16 protein-coding genes are annotated in these 17,403 nt (G+C 34.4%); 12 read left to right on the forward strand and 4 right to left on the reverse strand.

The window, feature by feature from the left end:
• Positions 1-96: 96 nt before the first annotated feature.
• From H9Q20_RS03525 to H9Q20_RS13365, 6 genes are all read left to right on the forward strand, one after another.
• Complete coding sequence (locus H9Q20_RS03525; RefSeq protein WP_187478312.1) at positions 97-393, forward strand: GIY-YIG nuclease family protein; 297 nt, start codon at positions 97-99, stop codon at positions 391-393.
• Positions 394-684: 291 nt separating this feature from the next.
• Positions 685-1,203 (forward strand): type IIL restriction-modification enzyme MmeI, encoded by a 519-nt coding sequence (locus H9Q20_RS03530; protein WP_187478313.1) that lies wholly within the window; start codon positions 685-687, stop codon positions 1,201-1,203.
• A 78-nt stretch (positions 1,204-1,281) separates the two neighbouring features.
• Positions 1,282-2,781, forward strand: a complete 1,500-nt coding sequence (locus tag H9Q20_RS03535; protein WP_262385576.1) for a DEAD/DEAH box helicase — start codon at positions 1,282-1,284, stop codon at positions 2,779-2,781.
• On the forward strand, positions 2,774-3,718 hold the full coding sequence (locus tag H9Q20_RS03540; protein ID WP_187478314.1) for a GIY-YIG nuclease family protein: 945 nt from the start codon (positions 2,774-2,776) through the stop codon (positions 3,716-3,718). The genes H9Q20_RS03535 and H9Q20_RS03540 overlap by 8 nt, the downstream gene beginning before the upstream one ends.
• Positions 3,719-3,825: 107 nt before the next feature.
• Positions 3,826-5,274 (forward strand): IS1182 family transposase, encoded by a 1,449-nt coding sequence (locus H9Q20_RS03545; protein ID WP_187477341.1) that lies wholly within the window; start codon positions 3,826-3,828, stop codon positions 5,272-5,274.
• Between the two features lie 186 nt (positions 5,275-5,460).
• Positions 5,461-5,733: a GIY-YIG nuclease family protein gene (locus tag H9Q20_RS13365; protein WP_187478315.1), complete on the forward strand. Its 273-nt coding sequence runs from the start codon at positions 5,461-5,463 to the stop codon at positions 5,731-5,733.
• A gap of 120 nt (positions 5,734-5,853) precedes the next feature.
• On the opposite strand, the gene H9Q20_RS03555 is transcribed toward H9Q20_RS13365, so the two are convergent.
• Both H9Q20_RS03555 and H9Q20_RS03560 read right to left on the reverse strand, forming a co-directional pair.
• A complete protein-coding gene (locus tag H9Q20_RS03555; protein ID WP_187478316.1) occupies positions 5,854-6,918 on the reverse strand; it encodes a DUF2891 domain-containing protein in 1,065 nt (354 codons plus the stop codon).
• Positions 6,919-6,957: 39 nt separating this feature from the next.
• On the reverse strand, positions 6,958-7,407 hold the full coding sequence (locus H9Q20_RS03560) for a GreA/GreB family elongation factor (protein ID WP_124643109.1): 450 nt from the start codon (positions 7,405-7,407) through the stop codon (positions 6,958-6,960).
• 133 nt (positions 7,408-7,540) lie between these two features.
• Here H9Q20_RS03560 and ettA point away from each other — a divergent pair, with 133 nt between their 5' ends.
• The 5 genes from ettA to H9Q20_RS03585 all read left to right on the forward strand — a co-directional run bounded on the left by ettA (position 7,541) and on the right by H9Q20_RS03585 (position 11,776).
• Positions 7,541-9,232: an energy-dependent translational throttle protein EttA gene (gene ettA / locus H9Q20_RS03565; protein ID WP_124643111.1), complete on the forward strand. Its 1,692-nt coding sequence runs from the start codon at positions 7,541-7,543 to the stop codon at positions 9,230-9,232.
• A 154-nt stretch (positions 9,233-9,386) separates the two neighbouring features.
• Positions 9,387-9,869: an ABC transporter ATPase gene (locus H9Q20_RS03570; protein WP_187478317.1), complete on the forward strand. Its 483-nt coding sequence runs from the start codon at positions 9,387-9,389 to the stop codon at positions 9,867-9,869.
• Between the two features lie 98 nt (positions 9,870-9,967).
• On the forward strand, positions 9,968-10,663 hold the full coding sequence (locus tag H9Q20_RS03575; RefSeq protein WP_187478318.1) for a DUF1826 domain-containing protein: 696 nt from the start codon (positions 9,968-9,970) through the stop codon (positions 10,661-10,663).
• Positions 10,664-10,754: 91 nt separating this feature from the next.
• Positions 10,755-11,330 carry a Panacea domain-containing protein gene (locus H9Q20_RS03580; protein WP_187478319.1) on the forward strand — a complete coding sequence of 192 codons (576 nt, stop codon included), beginning with the start codon at positions 10,755-10,757 and terminating at the stop codon, positions 11,328-11,330.
• A gap of 5 nt (positions 11,331-11,335) precedes the next feature.
• Positions 11,336-11,776 (forward strand): hypothetical protein, encoded by a 441-nt coding sequence (locus tag H9Q20_RS03585; RefSeq protein ID WP_187478320.1) that lies wholly within the window; start codon positions 11,336-11,338, stop codon positions 11,774-11,776.
• A gap of 28 nt (positions 11,777-11,804) precedes the next feature.
• On the opposite strand, the gene H9Q20_RS03590 is transcribed toward H9Q20_RS03585, so the two are convergent.
• Positions 11,805-13,877: an AAA family ATPase gene (locus H9Q20_RS03590; protein WP_187478321.1), complete on the reverse strand. Its 2,073-nt coding sequence runs from the start codon at positions 13,875-13,877 to the stop codon at positions 11,805-11,807.
• Positions 13,878-14,580: 703 nt separating this feature from the next.
• On the opposite strand from H9Q20_RS03590, the gene H9Q20_RS03595 reads away from it, so the two are divergent.
• The gene (locus H9Q20_RS03595) at positions 14,581-14,868 is read left to right on the forward strand and encodes a DUF3817 domain-containing protein (protein WP_187478322.1); all 288 of its coding nucleotides are present in this window, start codon (positions 14,581-14,583) and stop codon (positions 14,866-14,868) included.
• A gap of 123 nt (positions 14,869-14,991) precedes the next feature.
• Here the strand turns inward: H9Q20_RS03595 and H9Q20_RS03600 are convergent, their stop codons facing one another.
• Positions 14,992-17,403 carry a hypothetical protein gene (locus tag H9Q20_RS03600; protein WP_187478323.1) on the reverse strand — a complete coding sequence of 804 codons (2,412 nt, stop codon included), beginning with the start codon at positions 17,401-17,403 and terminating at the stop codon, positions 14,992-14,994.

Here is a 17,403-nt window from a genome sequence, read left to right on the forward strand (position 1 = left end):
ATCGGGACTGGTGGTCCCTGGTTCGAGCCAAATTTATCCCGAATACTTTCGGGAGGACCACAAAGCCTTAACATTTTTGGTTAAGGCTTTTTTTGTATGGACTCAATTTGTTATATATTGTATTCTAAATGTTTGGATAAATTTTATATCGGATTTACCCAAGATTCTTTGGACAATCGTTTGAAAAAACACCGTCTAGGGTTCTATAATCAAGCCTATACCAAAATTACTAATGATTGGGTGGTTTATTTCTTTATTAAATGTGATTGTAATGCTCAAGCTATTTCCATTGAGCAACATATCAAAAAAATGAAAAGTCGAACTTATATTGAAAATCTAAAAAAACACCCTGAAATCTCAGAGAAACTAAAACAAAAATATGCTTGCTCCTGACTCTCCCGATAGCTATCGGGACAGGTGGTCCCTGGTTCGAGCGGAATTTATCCCGAATACTTTCGGGAGGACCACACTTTTTGAATTAAGCACTTACAGCAATGTAGGTGCTTTTTTGTTAGGAAATATCAAAGGATTAAATTGGTTGTTGTATCTATCTTTTTAAATGATCAAGATTCAATAAAAAAATCTTTAAAAACAACTGTGAAATACGATTGTTGATACTAGTAAATTCCCTAATTTGCTTAACTTTAGACTTTCAAATACTGGCTAAAGATTTTTATAAGACTCATGAAAAAATCTGAGATACAGAAAAACTTACAAAATATATCCACTAGCTTTTCCAAGGAAGAATTCATCTATGATTTTCTTCTTTCTTTTGGTTTATCAAAAACCACGATTACCCGTCTGAAAAAAGGAGATTACAACCTCTCGAAAAAGGAAGGTGAACTCTTCTATAAAGGGAAAATTTTCTTTAAAACAGAAAAGGCCGAAAACCTGCTTCACGCGATTGATGAACTGATTAAAGATCCTAAAATAGCCCGACAAAAGCCGCGTTTTCTTTTTGTTACCGATTTTGAAAAAGCCGTAGCCGTAGATACCAAGAAAAATGTTAATAGGGAATTTAACCTTCAAGATCTTGGAGCTTTAGAGCAGGTAGATTTTTTCCTGCCACTTTCCGGGGCCGAAATTTATAGGGTGAGTAATGACAATAAAGCCGACAGAGATGCTGCCTATAAACTGGGTGAGTTGTATGATATTTGGCGGTGGACAATCCCGATTGGATTGCGAAGGGAAGTCACCAATTAAATATCTTTCTATCGCGTTTGTTGTTTTGTTTTTTTTTGCGGAGGATACCGGAATTTTTGAGGTTAAAACAATTGTTTAGTGGCCATTGATGAGTTCCACCATGTTTCTGCCGATGGCGATAACATCTTGGGAAATGTAATTCGCAATATAATGGCTAAATCTAATGCACATATTATTGCCATGACGGGATCTTATTTCCGTGGAGATAGTGTTCCTGTTTTAACTCCGGAAGATGAAGCGAAGTTTACCCATGTTACTTATAATTATTACGACCAACTCAATGGTTATGAATATTTAAAATCCTTAGGAATAGGTTATCATTTTTATAGAGGAAGATATTATAAAAAAGATGTTGAAAAAGGAATGTCCGCACTTGAAGAAATTTTAGATGAAAATCTGAAAACCATTATCCATATCCCGAGTGTAAATTCAGCCGAATCCTCAAAAGAAAAAGATCAAGAAGTAGATCATATCATCGATTGTCTAGGTGTTTTAGAATATCAGGATAATGAAACCGGCGTGATGTTTGTAAAAAGTAAACGCTCCGGGAGAATCTTGAAAATTGCCGATTTGGTGAATGATAACCCAAAAGTAAGAGATAAAATTGTAGCCTATTTGCGAGGGGTAAAAACAGAAGAAGATATCGATATGATTATCGCCTTAGGAATGGCAAAAGAAGGTTTTGACTGGCCATTTTGCCAACATGCTTTAACGATAGGCTATCGAGGTTCTTTAACAGAAATCATTCAGATTATTGGTCGAGCAACAAGAGACAGCAATAATAAAAACCATGCACAATTTACCAATCTTATTGCCCAACCCGATGCGGTGGATGATGATGTGAAATTAGCGGTGAACAATATGTTGAAAGCCATTACTGCTTCGTTGTTGATGGAGCAAGTTTTAGCCCCTAATTTCAAGTTCAAACCTATGGAAGACCCTGATGAAGAGGGAGATGATGAAAATACCATCAAGATCCGTGGATTTAAAATGCCGACTTCACAAAGAGCAAAAGATATTATAGAATCTGATCTTAATGATCTTAAAGCCGCCATTCTGCAAGACGAAACCATGCTGAAAGCCATGCCCGGCAATGCGTCGCCCGAAGTTATCAATACGGTTTATATCCCAAAAATTATTCGGGAGAAATATCCGGAACTCAATTCGGAAGATATAGAAGCTATTCGACAGCATGTTGTGGTAGATTCGGTGATAAAAAACGGAACGATAGAAGAACAGGGTTCTAAAAAATTCCTCCGAATGGCAGGGAGTTTTGTGAATATTGACGATGTGAATATCGATTTGATAGATACGGTAAATCCTTTTCAAAAAGCATTTGAGATTCTTTCAAAAAGCGTTACGACTTCGGTTTTACGATCTATCCAAGATACGATTAATATGACCAAGATTGAAATGACGGAGGAAGAAGCTGTTGCCTCTTGGGAAGATATCAAACGATGGAGAATACATACCGGAAAAGCTCCGGAAATTAATTCCCAAGATCCTAGAGAACAAAGATTAGCTCAAGCTTTATTATTTATCCAAGATTTAAAACGTAAAAAAGCACAAAATGGCTAAAAGTTTAGACGATATTTTAAATGATGATGAATTTGGGTTGTTGGAAGCTGAAATTCAGAAAACTGAAATCAAAACGGATGAAGATCGTTTGATTGAATCTTTTGAAGAGATTAATGATTTTTTCGAGAAGAACAACCGCGAACCCAAGCAAACATCCATGTCGGAATATGCCTTGTTTTCACGGTTAAAGGAATTTAAAAATAACGAAGATCGAAAAGCGTTTTTAAAATCTTTCGATCGGCATAATTTACTCGGGAAAGTTGAAGTCAAAATAGAAAGTTTAGACGATATTTTAAATAATGATGATTTAGGCTTATTAAATAGTGGCGGAGACAATTCCATCTTTGAGTTTAAACATACTCCAAAAAGTGGTAGTAGGGAGAAAGCCGATTATGTTGCAAAAAGACAAGCCCTTCCGGAAGCGGAATTTGAGAGATATGATAAGATGTTTAAGCAAGTTCATCGCGAGTTGAAAGAAGGGAAGCGTAAATTCCTAGAGTTCAAAAATACTGAAGATAATCTGGTGGAAGGTAATTTCTATTTAGTAGATGGTTTGCTTTGCTATTTAAAAGTTTCTAAAGCCGAAAAAGTACTACGAGAAAATAAATCAGGTGACAGAATGAGGTTGGAAGGGCGTACCGTAACGATATTTGAAAATGCAACCATTTCCAATATGCTATTTCGATCACTCGGAAAAGCCATTCAAAAAAACGGAAAAATCATCACCAATCCTGAGGAGGATATCGAAAATCAATTGTTTGAAAATGCAGGTGTTGCAAAGGAAGAAGATAGGAAAAGCGGCTGGATTTATATTCTGAAATCGAAATCTGAAAAGCCGGAAATTCAAAATTTAGAAAACCTGTATAAGATAGGATTTTCTACCATTCCGGTAAAAGATCGGATTAAAAATGCCAAAAAAGAACCCACTTATTTATGAGATCACTGAAAAAGTGAATTTTCAGGAAATATGAAAAAGAAGGAGTTGAAATCTTAGGATTTTAGCTCCTTTTTTTGTACCTTGATAAGGTCTTTTAAAGATAAAGAATGTTAGTCCAACAGCAAAAGATTCAGTTTAGTTCTTATTCCGATTTGTATGATTTAATCGTTCCGAAAGAAAATCTTCTTCGAAAAATTAATGATTTGATAGATTTTTCCTTCATCTACGATGAACTGTTGAATAAGTATTGTTTGAACAATGGTCGCAATGCGGAAAGTCCGGTGAAGATGTTCAAATACCTTTTGTTGAAAAGCATTTACTCGGTTTCTGATGTAGATGTGGTAGAGCGTTCCCGCTATGATATGTCTTTCAAATATTTTTTAGATATGGCTCCCGAAGATGATGTGATAAACCCCAGTTCACTTACAAAATTCAGGAAATTACGCTTGAAAGATACCGATTTGTTGAACCTTCTAATTGGTAAAACGGTAACGATAGCGATCGATAAAGGCATTATTAAATCCAGATCCATTATTGTGGACGCTACACATACTTTATCTAGATCGAATCCATTTTCAAGCATAGAAGTACTGAGAGAGCGTTCGAGATTAGTTCGTAAAACGGTTTATCAATTTGATGAAAACTTCAAATCAAAAATGCCGGTCAAGAATACTGAAAACGATCTGAACAAAGAATTGGCTTATTGTAGAGAACTTGAAAAATGCATAGAAGATGAGCCATCAATAAGTGAGATTCCGGCAGTGAAAGAGAAATTAAATCTTTTGAGGGAAACAGCCGAAGACACCGATGAACAGCTAACTTTCTCAAAAGACACGGATGCCAAAATCGGACATAAATCCGCAGACAGTTCCTTTTTCGGTTACAAAACACATTTGGCGATGAGTGAAGAGCGGATTATCACCGCAGCAGTGGTAACTTCGGGAGAAAAAGGAGACGGGCCTGAATTGCCAAAATTACTGCAAATGAGCCAAGACAACGGAATGGAAGTGGAAACCATCATTGGCGATTCGGCTTATAGTGGAAAAGAAAATCTGAAAATTGCCAGCGAACAGGATATAAAAATTGTTGCAAAGTTAAATCCATCCATTACACAAGGATGTAGGAAAGAAAAAGACCAGTTTGATTACAATAAGGATGCTGACAGATTTGTTTGTCCTGCCGGGCATTTAGCCATCAGAAAAGCCCATCAGAACAGAAAGAATGTCGGCAAAAATCAAGCTGATGTATATTATTTTGATGTTGAAAAATGTAAAGTTTGCCCATTAAGAGAAGGTTGTTACAAAGACGGAGCAAAATCTAAAACCTACTCGGTTTCTATAAAATCAGAATTACACCAAGAACAGATGGCTTTTCAGGAAAGTGATTATTACAAAGAAAAGTCGAAACACCGGTATAAAATTGAAGCCAAAAACAGTGAACTTAAAAATGTTCATGGTTACAAAAGAGCCACTTCTTATGGAATAGAAAACATGCAAATGCAGGGAGCATTGGCTATTTTCGCAGTCAATTTGAAGAGGATCCTGAAATTAATCTAAGAAAAAGAGAACAAAATCATCATCTTTAAAACTCAGCTCCAATTAAATCAAAACAAGCTTTACAAAACCCATTAAATTTAGAACTCCAAAAAATGTAAAGAGCTTATTACCGATTTTAAAGTCGTGTAATAAGCTCTTAATTCTTGTCTGAAATTAAATCTTATTCAAAATGAAGATGGTTTTTCAGTGACCTCTTATTTATTTGCGGGAGTAGAAGTTATTTCATCCTATCAATGTTATAACTTAAACATACATAATTTTGAAAATTTATTGCATCGTTTTTTTGCTGAAGCTTGTTTGAATATTGATTTGTATGATAAAACAGGAAACCGCCATATCCCAAGAGAGTGGTTTGTTGTTCCTTTAAGTGTTATCAATGAAGTAATTCAACTTTTTGTAAATGGCAATATTGTGCATTATAAGTATGACTCGAAGAGCAAATCCATAGTTTTTAAATAATCTTGCTACTAATTATCAAAAAAACAGGAAGATTTTGATACCATTTTGACATCAACACAAGATGATTCAAATATAATAAATTGACTAACAACCCACTAAATCACCTATTAATCCCCCAATTTACTTCATCAATGCATAGACGGCAAAACTTGCCAACCAATGATCGCCACCGTAATTACCTTGAAAAACCAATGGCAAAGCATTTTCCAAAAATTTTGTAGCCGTTTTCTCCAATTGGATTTTAGATTTATTATTTTTCGGAAGTTTTTGAGAAATGTTTTTCATGCACCAACTTCTGGTAAAACTCAGACCTACCAAATGCACCGTTTGATAATCGTTGATGTCCGAAATAATCGGTATCTGAGAAATATTTTCCAAACTTCTTTTCTCATAAAAGGTATCGAACCATTTTTCATACTCTTTTTCAGGAAGTATCCTGGTCATCAGATCGGCAATTTCTAAACTGGGCGAGAAAAAATCACTTCCATCCGGCTCCAAATAGGCCGGTGTTTTTCTATCGTTTAAGTAAAAATATTTGGCCTTTTCGACCAAGCTATTTTCAAAAGTTTTCTCTCCCGTCGCTCTGGCCCAATCAATAGCAAACCCCAATGCAAAAGCCGAATTCGGATGAACTCCCGTTCTATTCGGATAGGTCTGTTTGGGCAAATAATCCTTCCACAACGACACCACAACATCCGTCAGAGGTTTCATATTTTTATGCCACAGTTTTGCTTTTGAATGATCCCAGGTTGACAATTCGGCATCCAATTGCAAAAGCCAAGCCCAACCGTAAGTTCTTTCAAAATTTTTTGCTACTTGATATTTTGTAAAATATTCGGCTTCCGCTTTCACTTTCTCGGGCTGAAATGAAGCATCAAGAACAGCAAACAACTCTTCCCTATTTTTCAAAGATGGTTTTTCTTTCAGCAATTTCACCAACATCCAATGTCCATGCACCGACGAATGCCAATCGAAGCAACCATAAAAACTGGGATGCAATTCTTTGGGAGACAGTTTTACATCGACTTCACCGTTGATGACATGCGCCGTTTTGTTGGGATATTCTTGATTGATGCAGTGCAAAGGTTTCTGAGACAGTGTGAATGCAATTTCATCCGTAAGACTAGGTACTTGTGCAGAAGCCATCACCGAGAACAGCGTGAAAAGCACAGAAATATTCTTCATAATATACGATTTTAAATCTTTAAATTTATTGAAAAGCAATTACAAAATCTCCAAAATTTCAACAGACTTCTCACGAAAAAGAAAGACCTCTCCTTTTCTTTTTCCTGCCAACAACTTTCCAATTGGCGATTCTGGAGAAATGACGAAACAATCCGTACCGTCAATAGTTAATTTCCCAACGGAAGTAGCGATAAAATAATTCATATCGCAAGTCCCAACCCAAGATCCCAAACCTGCAATTTCATTTTTAGATTCGGGGTTTATCTTCAACAAAATTGTTTTTTCAGCTTCTATTTTCGCCCATTGTTGTCCCAACTGTTCTCTTTCCAATTGTATCATCGCTCTGCCGGTTTCGTGCTTGTCACCTGCCGTGCTTTTGGTTTCAGAGGCCAAGCTTTCCTGTATCATCTTCAAGCCCTCCTCACAAGTTTTCAACTTTTTATCTACCGCTTTCAAGCATTCTTCCAATATCTTTTGTTTCAGATTCATTTCATGTAAAATAGAATCACAAAATAAGTGAAAGTTATTGTATTGTTCAGCATACAAAAAAACAAAATCCAAAAGAATTGTACATTCAAAATATTGGCTGTATCTTAACGCATTTAAAACTAAAATTACGATTATGTCAGACGATGTAAAGATTATTTTCTCCATGTCGGGAGTGACCAAAACATTTCAAAACGCACAGACTCCTGTCATTAAAAACATACATTTAAGCTTTTTCTACGGAGCCAAAATTGGTATCTTAGGGCTAAACGGAAGTGGGAAGTCGACCCTCCTAAAAATCATTGCCGGAGTGGACAAAAACTACCAAGGCGACATCTCTTTCCAACCCGGTTTTTCCGTGGGCTATCTTGAGCAAGAACCCATCCTGGACGAGAATAAAACCGTACTGGAAGTGGTGAAAGAAGGCGTACAAGAAATTGTAGATGTACTGGACGAATACAACAAAATAAACGATCAGTTTGGCCTACCAGAAGTCTATGAAAATCCTGATAAAATGGACGAGTTGATGAAAAGACAAGCCGATCTTCAGGATAAAATAGATGCCTCCAACGCTTGGGAATTGGACACCAAATTGGAAATCGCCATGGACGCCCTAAGAACTCCGGAACCGGACAAATTAATTTCTGTACTTTCTGGTGGCGAGCGCCGTCGTGTTGCACTCTGCCGTTTGCTACTTCGCGAACCGGACATCCTACTTTTGGACGAACCTACCAACCACCTCGATGCCGAATCGGTACATTGGCTGGAACACCACCTTGCCGAATACAAAGGCACTGTAATCGCCGTTACCCACGACCGATATTTCCTAGATAATGTTGCCGGTTGGATCTTAGAATTGGATCGTGGCGAAGGCATCCCGTGGAAAGGAAACTACTCGTCTTGGTTGGATCAGAAATCCAAACGATTGGCTTTGGAACAAAAAACAGCAGGAAAAAGACAAAAAGCCCTTGAACGAGAGTTGGAATGGGTAAGAATGGCTCCCAAAGGAAGACAAAGCAAACAAAAAGCCCGTCTGTCCAGCTACGACAAACTCGTCAATCAAGACCAAAAACAATTGGACGAGAAGTTGGAAATCTACATCCCGAACGGCCCAAGATTGGGCACCAATGTTTTGGAAGCACAAGGCGTTTCTAAAGCCTATGGAGACAAATTGTTGTATGAAAATCTTAATTTCAAACTCCCACAAGCGGGAATTGTCGGAATCATCGGCCCGAACGGAGCCGGAAAAACAACCATTTTCCGAATGATCATGGGCGAAGAACAACCCGACAATGGAACTTTTGAAGTGGGCGAAACCGCAAAAATAGCCTATGTTGACCAATCGCACAGCAACATCGACACCAACAAAACCATTTGGCAAAATTTCTGCGACGAACAAGAATTGGTGATGATGGGCGGCCGACAAGTCAACTCCAGAGCCTATCTCAGTCGTTTCAACTTCAGCGGTAGCGAACAAAATAAAAAAGTTTCTCAGCTTTCTGGTGGCGAAAGAAACCGCCTGCACCTTGCCATGACTCTGAAAGAGGAAGGCAATGTCCTGCTCTTGGACGAGCCTACCAACGACCTGGATGTGAACACCTTGAGAGCCTTGGAAGAAGGACTGGAAAATTTCGCAGGTTGTGCCGTTATCATCAGTCACGACCGTTGGTTTTTGGACCGAGTTTGCACCCACATTCTCGCTTTCGAAGGCGACTCCGAAGTCTATTTCTTTGAGGGAAGCTTCAGCGATTACGAAGAAAATAAAAAGAAAAGATTGGGTGGCGACCTGGTTCCGAAACGAATTAAATACAAAAAACTGATTCGATAATCCGTCGTAAAAAATAAAAAAGTAAATCCGAGAAAGAAATTTTTCGGATTTTTTTATCGTTATCATCTATCTTTATCATCCATAACCTTACTGATTCTAATCACAAACTTATTGAACTTAAAATGGTTAAATTTGCACTTTAATTTTTTACATCATGAACAACGAATATATCAACTACCCCGACAATGCAATGGTTTGGGTGTACAATGCCGATAGATTTCTAACCGCAGACGACAAACAACACATCACGACTAAAGTTCAAGATTTTATCGACAATTGGGACTCTCACGGCAGCTTGGTAAAAGGTACTTTTACCATACTTCACGATGCTTTTCTTGTGATTTTTGCAGATGACCAAGGCGACCCGCTTTGTGGCCGTGCTCAGTCGGCTTCCGTAAACCTTGTCAAAGAATTGGAAAAAGATTTGAACATCAAGTTTCTGGACAGAATGCGACAGTCTTTTCAAGAAAACAACGAAGTGAAATTGGTGAAATTGGCTGAACTAAAAACATTGTATAAGGATGGAAAAATCAACGATGAAACCCTTGTTTTCGACAATACCGTGATCAATAAAAAAGATTTTGACAGCCGTTGGAAAGTGGCGCTAAAAGACTCTTGGCACAAGAGATTTGTATAAAACTCATCATAAACTCCCGGCGCAATGTTGGGAGTTTTTGTTTGATATAAATTCTACTCTTGGTTCACTTTTTTTTAATTTTGCAGGAATACCGCACTATGATTCCGACCGATTTTAATCACGAACACCTACAATCCGTTTCCAGTTTTTCAGATTTAATTTTAACCGAATTTGAAGGAAAACGAAATGCCGTTTGCTGGGAGCGGAATTTAGAGGGAGATTTTCAAGAGATAGTTTCCAAGCTTATCCTAAAAGAAAACATCACCGAAGTTACCAAAGAAGATTTATGGACTTTGGAACTTTCAGAACAAGGCGAGAAAGCCCGAGCAATCATTTTGGAAGATTTAGAATTATTAACAAAATACGGCGCTCAACCCTCTCTCAACCTGTTAAAATCGTATGAAAGAGATGACGAATTTAGTTTCATCTCTACCGATGTGTATTCTTTTCATGTGGATAGAGCTCCTTTTCAATCGCCGACTTTTTTGTGCACTTATTTTGGAGCAGCCAGCGATATTTTGCCCAACGATCAAGCCGTACAAAAAATCCAAATCCCTGAAGTTAGAGAACAATTGAGGAAAATCTATACAGGAGCCGAAGCGGGGTTTGAAGATTTTCTGAAAGAGAATTTCTTCGATTTGCATTATGAAGCCTTAGCCAATGCCCAACCCATCAATCTCGGAAACGGCCATCTTTGGAAATTAGCGGTGGACGATCCAGAAGCACCAACACTTCCCTGCATACACCGAGCACCAACGGAAAATAACGAATACCGACTCTTGTTGATTTGTTAAAAAAAATCGATAACTTAAAACATATTAAACACAATGTCAGAAAATTGAGTATTTTGTGTATAACTATAATTTCAGTAAATTTGTAAAACAGATGAGTACAGCAGCATACATAAAATTCAATCAATCTCAATTAGAAAAAATTGGAAATACCGTTGTTTACCTTAGTCAAAAAATTCCACAACTTTCCAAAACGAAACTTCTGAAGTTGCTCTATATTTTAGATGAAATTTCAATTAAAAAGAGTGGAATTCCATTTTTAAATTTAAAATATAAAGTTTGGAAGTTTGGTCCTGTTTCTGAAGAATTGTTTATTGATTTGTCATCTGAGCCAAAAATTTTAGAAAATTTCATTGAAAAAAACAGCGATGAAGGAGTTCATTTTGTTACTCCGATTGTTGATTTTAATGATGATGAATTTTCCGACAACGATATTGATCTGATGGATTTTATCATTGAAAAATATGGAAATAATTCGGCAAAAGAATTAATCGCTTATACCCATAGAATAAATTCTCCGTGGTATAACACCGCTAAAGAGAATGATGTTCTCGAATTATTAGAAACAGAAGCAATTAACAACACAGAATATTCGATAGATATGAGCCAGTTAATTTCTCATGACCTTAGAAAAACTGAAATCTATAATGATTTTATAGACGCAAATTAAAGCAAGTGTTTCGAGAAGGTCATATTATCTATTTCGATCCGTTTTATTTTAAAAATGGAAATCCAGCAAAACCCAAATATTTTGTAGTACTTAAATGTGAAGGAGGAAAAAACATTGTTGCATCTTTACCAACAAGAAAAGATTCCGTACCTCAAAGTGCTACAATTTCTAATGGCTGTATTGAACTTCCAGAAATTAACCTCAATTGTTTTGTAATTTCGAATGAACAACAAATAACAGAATGTGGAAAGCATTTTGATTTTACAACCTATCTTTACGGCCATCAAATTGATGATTATCTGGTTTCTGAAATGAGGGATTTGTATCCAAATGAAGGTAGCGATTACGAAATATGGGGCATGATGAAATCTGAAATATTTGAAAACCTAATTCAATGCTTTAAGTTTTCAAAATCAGTAAAAAGAAAGTACAAAAAATTACTTTAACAATTGAATTGTCAAGTTTTAATTAATTTTAAGAAATTTCAATCGTGAATATCTCTACATCTTCCAACTCAATTGTGCTCAAAATTGCTTTGCTCAGCACCGCTTTTTTGGCTATTCGGTTGGCTTGGTTTTCGAGGGTTTTCTCAAAAATATTGCGGACAAATCTCGCATTTCCAAAATTCTCGTCTTTGTTTTGAAAAGCAGTTTCAAAAACTTCTTTCAATTTATTTTGAGCATCTGTCGTAAGATTATAATCCAATTTCTTACACAGACTTTCAAAGATTTTCAACAATTCTTCAGCGTTATAATCTTGAAAATGAATGTATCTGTTGAACCTCGATTGGAAGCCGGGATTGGTATCGATAAAGGTTTTCATTTCCTCTCCATATCCCGCCATGATGACCACCAACTGATCTCTGTTGTCTTCAATTCTTTTGATGAGTGTTGCCACGGCTTCTTTTCCAAAATCATCCTGATGTTCGCCTACCAAAGCATAAGCTTCATCGATGAAAAGTACGCCGTTCAGTGCAGAATCTACCACCTTGTTCACTTTGGGAGCAGTTTGTCCGGTAAATTGGGCGATGAGTCCGGAGCGGTCGGTTTCTATAAAATGTCCATCGTATAAAATCCCCAAATGTTTGTAGAGCTTGGCGATGATTCTGGCTACCGTAGTTTTCCCTGTACCCGGATTTCCGGTAAAAATTATGTGATACGAGATCGGCGAAGTTTTCAAGCCGTTTTGCTCTCTGGCTTTTTGGATTTTGATGAAATTGATCAAGGTGTTTACTTCCTCTTTCACATTTTCCAAGCCGATCAACTGGTGAAGTTCCTCCAAAACGCTCTCCATATTTTCGTTCGTTTTAGGTTGTTGAACTTTTACAAATGTGGTTTCCGAAGCTTCTAAAGGTTTATGAAGAAATTGATACACCTTTTTCAGTTTCTGTTCTTCTTGAATATTTACATTTCCATCTGCTTTGGCGATGATGTTGGCAAATCGATACAAAGCAGTGGCATATTGCTCCAATACGGGATTTTCTGTAAGCTGAAGAAAAGTAGGAAAAGCCAAGGTATTTTCTTTCGCTATTTCGGGTTTTGGATTTCCTTCTTCAACATTAAACGAAATATTCATCAGACTTTCGCCCTCTCCTATTTTTAAAACTTCTCGAATGACTTGGTTATAAATTTTTCTTTCGGAGGAAGCTTGTAAACTTTTAAAATCCCAATGTATGCCGGTGATTTTTTCGGGTAAAAAACCTTGAACCAACAAGAAAACCCCAAAAGCTTCGGCATCATCCGGAGAAAGGAAATCTCCTTTGATAAATTTTCCAATCTGCAAAAGATCATAGATCAAGATGGAAAGCACAACTTGTTGAGGATCGAGATTGGGACTGGATTCTCGAAACATTTCTTCTATCTTTTTATCCCGAATCAGGTTTTTATATAAGCCGTCCAGTTCTTTAGAAAAATCCTCCAACAATTGAAGATACTGCGTGTGAAGTTCGGATTTCATAGTATACGAATGAGAGGTGAAAATATTTTTTAGTTCTTCCTGTTTTTGTGCCAAGACTTCTTTTCTAGCATCCACTTTTTCTTGCATTCTGCTTTCTAATCGGGACTTTGGAAAACCATAAGCATAATAATTCTCCACTTCTTTGGCAGAATATTTTTGTTGAGAATTGGTATTGAAATTTCTATCAATTTTGAGCATTCCGGAAAAACAACTGTAACAAACGCTTTTACCATCGTTCAGTTTTCCCAATCCCCACATGGGTTTGTTTAATAAAGTTAAATGTTTTTTACAGGCTGCACAGCTTTCCACTTTGGAGAAATCTACATTTCTATTGTATTTGTCGTTGAATTTTTTCTCGGAAATAAAAATAAATACCAAGAGGTCAATCACCGAAATCACCAACGGAATGAGCGTCCAATTAAAGATTAGATAGAAAATCCCCAACCAAGTTTGCCCCAGATAAAAACGATGTCCACCTCCAAAACCGGTGAATAAAGTAAGCAAAATCACAGTACTTTTTGCTTTATAATCTGCTGTTTTCAGATTTGGAATTTCCGCAGTGGATGAAGTGGTCAATTTTAATTCGGACATTTGGAGTTTTTGTTATGAAGGTAAAAATACAGATTTATTTTGTAAATTCGTATGACGAAAATAGTTCTAATTGCCAACCAAAATCATAATAATTTACAAATGGGAAAACTATTTTTAGCAATTTTCAAAATTATGTTGTGGGGCTACCTGCTCTATGCTTTTTTATGTCTATTATTTTTAGTAATTGCATTTCTACTGGGAATCTCAAGCTAATTGTCAAAATAGAACGATAGATTCCGGATAACCATTTAGCATTCTTAACATAGAAGCTTTGTTTGCACATAGCTAAGTGAAAACCTTTAGGTTCTATACATTCTTAAATACAAATTATGCTAAGTTTCTTTGTGGTTTCATGACAAAACCGGTTGCGATTTTATCAAACTTTTCAAAAGACTGAAAACAAGCGAGGACATTGGTGAAAATGGGATTTTATTTAAACCGATATTATGTAAATCGCAATGCTCCAAATTTAGTTAAAACACCTTGTTCAACTGTCTCGTCGGTATGTGTATCTCATTCGTGTTCAATAAAACACACCAGCAACGCTAATGAAATAAGTTTCACTTTTTTCTTTGAGTTTATACTTTTTACTCATTTCTAATTGCTTATTGATACAAGCACTTGCATTAACATTGATGAATAATTCTTTATATTTGGCAAAAAAGCTATCTCACAATAAAGGATAGACCAAAATATAAAATCAATGATTAATCTTTATAGAAAAATAGCACTTTTAGAAGCAACATCTTACCTGTTTTTACTTTTTATAGCCATGCCTTTCAAATATATTTTAGAAATTCCAGAATTGGTAAAACATTTTGGTTGGATACATGGCGTTTTGGCAATTGTATATGTAGTAATACTCATCATAGCAGCCATCCAATATAAATGGAGTATTTGGAGGGTTATCCTGTATTTTACAGCTTCCGTATTGCCCGTTATACCTTTTATTCTAGATAAAAAATTAAAAAAAGAATATCCAAATAACTGATACTATGGTGTAACCTCATCATGTAATCCTAACTTTTACAGAAACAAAGGTTATTTCCCGATGCAGAAAGTTTTTCTCTACTATTTGTGGGTGTTTATGAAAATTTAGTATCCAATTGGTAAATTACACTAATTGTTCAAAGTAAATTTTAGCTACACATTCAATATAGTTTTCATTTAAACTTTTAGATAATTCTTCTTTTAATTTCTGAGATTTTTTAAATCGTTGAAAATAATATATTGTTCTGTATTCTAAAATCCAATACGGATTAAACTTTGAATAATCATAATTATCAATATCCATTAGCCAACTGTAATAATCAAAATATTTTTTATGAGATTTCTTTAGTAAACCAGTTAATTCTTCATTAAACTCTAAATTAAATTTGAAAACTAAATTTATAACTTGTCCTAAACGTATATATTCATAATCTCTGAAATAATGTTCATCTTCATTTTTAGACATATCAGGAACTGTAGAAATAAACTTTTTAAATAAATTTTCATCAAAGTCAATTAAATCATAGATAATTCCTAAATCGTAAAGTTTATCATCAAATTTTTCTTCTAACTTTTTAATTATTCTAAGTTTAATATTTTCTCTTAGATTCTCATTTAAAAACGTGAAGAAATAAAATAATTTTCCAATATATTTATTTTCTAAATCTAACTCTATATCTTTTAAATCATCAATTTTCAAAACCGTTTTTATGAAATCTTCTATCTCAGATTCTGTACACTTTTCTACATAAATATTAATTGATCTACCAAAACCATATCTACTATGGTCATCACGAAGAAATAAGTCCAAAATCTCTTTTATTTGAGTTTTACTAATTTCATTCTCATTCTTATCAATGAAATTCACGAGTTCATCAAATGGAATATAATGTTTATTTTTTATTACCTTACTAAGATTTATAATATTAGATAATATTGTTTCTTTTTCTCTAAATTCAATATCTAACAAAGAGGTTATAATTAATATTTTATTTAAGATTTTATCAATTTTAATCGGTTTAAATAAACCTCCCAAATTATCCAAATATTCATTCGAATCAATAAGATTCAATATTAATTCATTTATTCTTTTTGGAATTTCTAAATCTTCATCTAAGATTATTTTTTTTATATTATACTTTGCTAATAAATATTTTGTAAACTTATCATCAACGTTAAAAATCCACATTTCTATTATAGTCCAATCGAACTTTTCATATTTATCACTAACAGGATTTTTTAACGTATATAAACCAAATAAACTTTCCAATATCTTTTTTGATAGTTCACCATACTCGGAATAATGATTAAATATTAAGAAATTATGCTCTAAATATGATTTAAATCTCAAAAAAGAAGACTTCAATTCTTCATACTTATTATCACTATAAGTATTACCATATTTATCTCCAAAAGAAATTTGTTGTATTTCAGAAAAACATTCATCTATACTGTATTTTGTATCATCATAAAATTTTCTTTCTTTAATATTCTTAAAAATTTCCAAAAAATATGGAGCTTTCTTCTTTATTAATGGTTCGTCAATATCAAAATTTATTGAAGATAATTTTTGTAGAAGTTGCTTTTCATCACCTCCATAATAAGTCCATTTAATTAATCTTCTAAGTTTACTTAGATTATATGTCAATATGGTATATTTAATAGGATTATTCAATCTATCATTTTCATCGTAGATACTGTAAAAAACATCAACTGAACTTTTATAATCTCCTAAAAGATAATAGGTGTATCCTTTTCGTAAAGTTCCATAAAGAGAATTATCATCAGTGGTTTCGTTTAATAATTCGTTTGATCTTTTAATATTTAACCTTTCTAAATTACATCTCTCACAATCACACTTACTATATTGAAATAATTTATGTACACATATCTGATCTTTATATCCTTTTCCTCTCCACCCAATATGATAAATATGATTTACTAATAAAAATGAAATTATATTTTTTAATTTTTCATTTTGATTTTCTACAAAAACTTCATGTATTTTTAGTGTTAAATGATTATCTGACAATGTAAGATTCTCTAATAAATTAAATAACTCTTCATTATCAGTATAGAAGTTAAATCCTTTTATATAAGTATTATTTTCATCAAGCCCTCTAAATGGAAATAATTTACAAATTACATTAGTAGGAAGAACTTTTATCCCATCAAATAATTTGATTGTATAATCCACTTTATCAATGATATGTTTATCTCTTATTTCATCCTCTATTTTTGAATAATCTGCTTCATAATTTTCACTTAAAATATTCTTCTTTCTAAATTGAACTAATTTTGCACTTTCAATTTTATTTAGAAACTCGTCGAATGTGTTTTCATTTAGTACGTTTTCTGTTGGTATATATATCTGAATCGAATCAATATCATTATTTTTCTGTTGTAAAATTCTCTCTTTTAAAGTAATATCATTTTGTATATCATACCAATAAATTATATTAGTATTTAAATCGCATAAAGTGAAAACAATTGCTTCATCAAATTCAGTGTAATAGTTGATTTGTAATCTTCCCAT

This window comes from Amniculibacterium sp. G2-70 (assembly GCF_014353055.1).
Lineage (GTDB): Bacteria > Bacteroidota > Bacteroidia > Flavobacteriales > Weeksellaceae > Amniculibacterium > Amniculibacterium aquaticum.

Coding starts and splice junctions, on each gene's coding strand:
- H9Q20_RS03525 (WP_187478312.1), top strand. CDS start 97: ATGGACTCAATTTGTTATATATTGTATTCTAAATGTTTGGATAAATTT.
- H9Q20_RS03530 (WP_187478313.1), top strand. CDS start 685: ATGAAAAAATCTGAGATACAGAAAAACTTACAAAATATATCCACTAGC.
- H9Q20_RS03540 (WP_187478314.1), top strand. CDS start 2,774: ATGGCTAAAAGTTTAGACGATATTTTAAATGATGATGAATTTGGGTTG.
- H9Q20_RS03545 (WP_187477341.1), top strand. CDS start 3,826: ATGTTAGTCCAACAGCAAAAGATTCAGTTTAGTTCTTATTCCGATTTG.
- H9Q20_RS03555 (WP_187478316.1), bottom strand. CDS start 6,918: ATGAAGAATATTTCTGTGCTTTTCACGCTGTTCTCGGTGATGGCTTCT.
- H9Q20_RS03560 (WP_124643109.1), bottom strand. CDS start 7,407: ATGAATCTGAAACAAAAGATATTGGAAGAATGCTTGAAAGCGGTAGAT.
- ettA (WP_124643111.1), top strand. CDS start 7,541: ATGTCAGACGATGTAAAGATTATTTTCTCCATGTCGGGAGTGACCAAA.
- H9Q20_RS03570 (WP_187478317.1), top strand. CDS start 9,387: ATGAACAACGAATATATCAACTACCCCGACAATGCAATGGTTTGGGTG.
- H9Q20_RS03575 (WP_187478318.1), top strand. CDS start 9,968: ATGATTCCGACCGATTTTAATCACGAACACCTACAATCCGTTTCCAGT.
- H9Q20_RS03580 (WP_187478319.1), top strand. CDS start 10,755: ATGAGTACAGCAGCATACATAAAATTCAATCAATCTCAATTAGAAAAA.
- H9Q20_RS03590 (WP_187478321.1), bottom strand. CDS start 13,877: ATGTCCGAATTAAAATTGACCACTTCATCCACTGCGGAAATTCCAAAT.
- H9Q20_RS03595 (WP_187478322.1), top strand. CDS start 14,581: ATGATTAATCTTTATAGAAAAATAGCACTTTTAGAAGCAACATCTTAC.
- H9Q20_RS03600 (WP_187478323.1), bottom strand. CDS start 17,403: ATGGGAAGATTACAAATCAACTATTACACTGAATTTGATGAAGCAATT.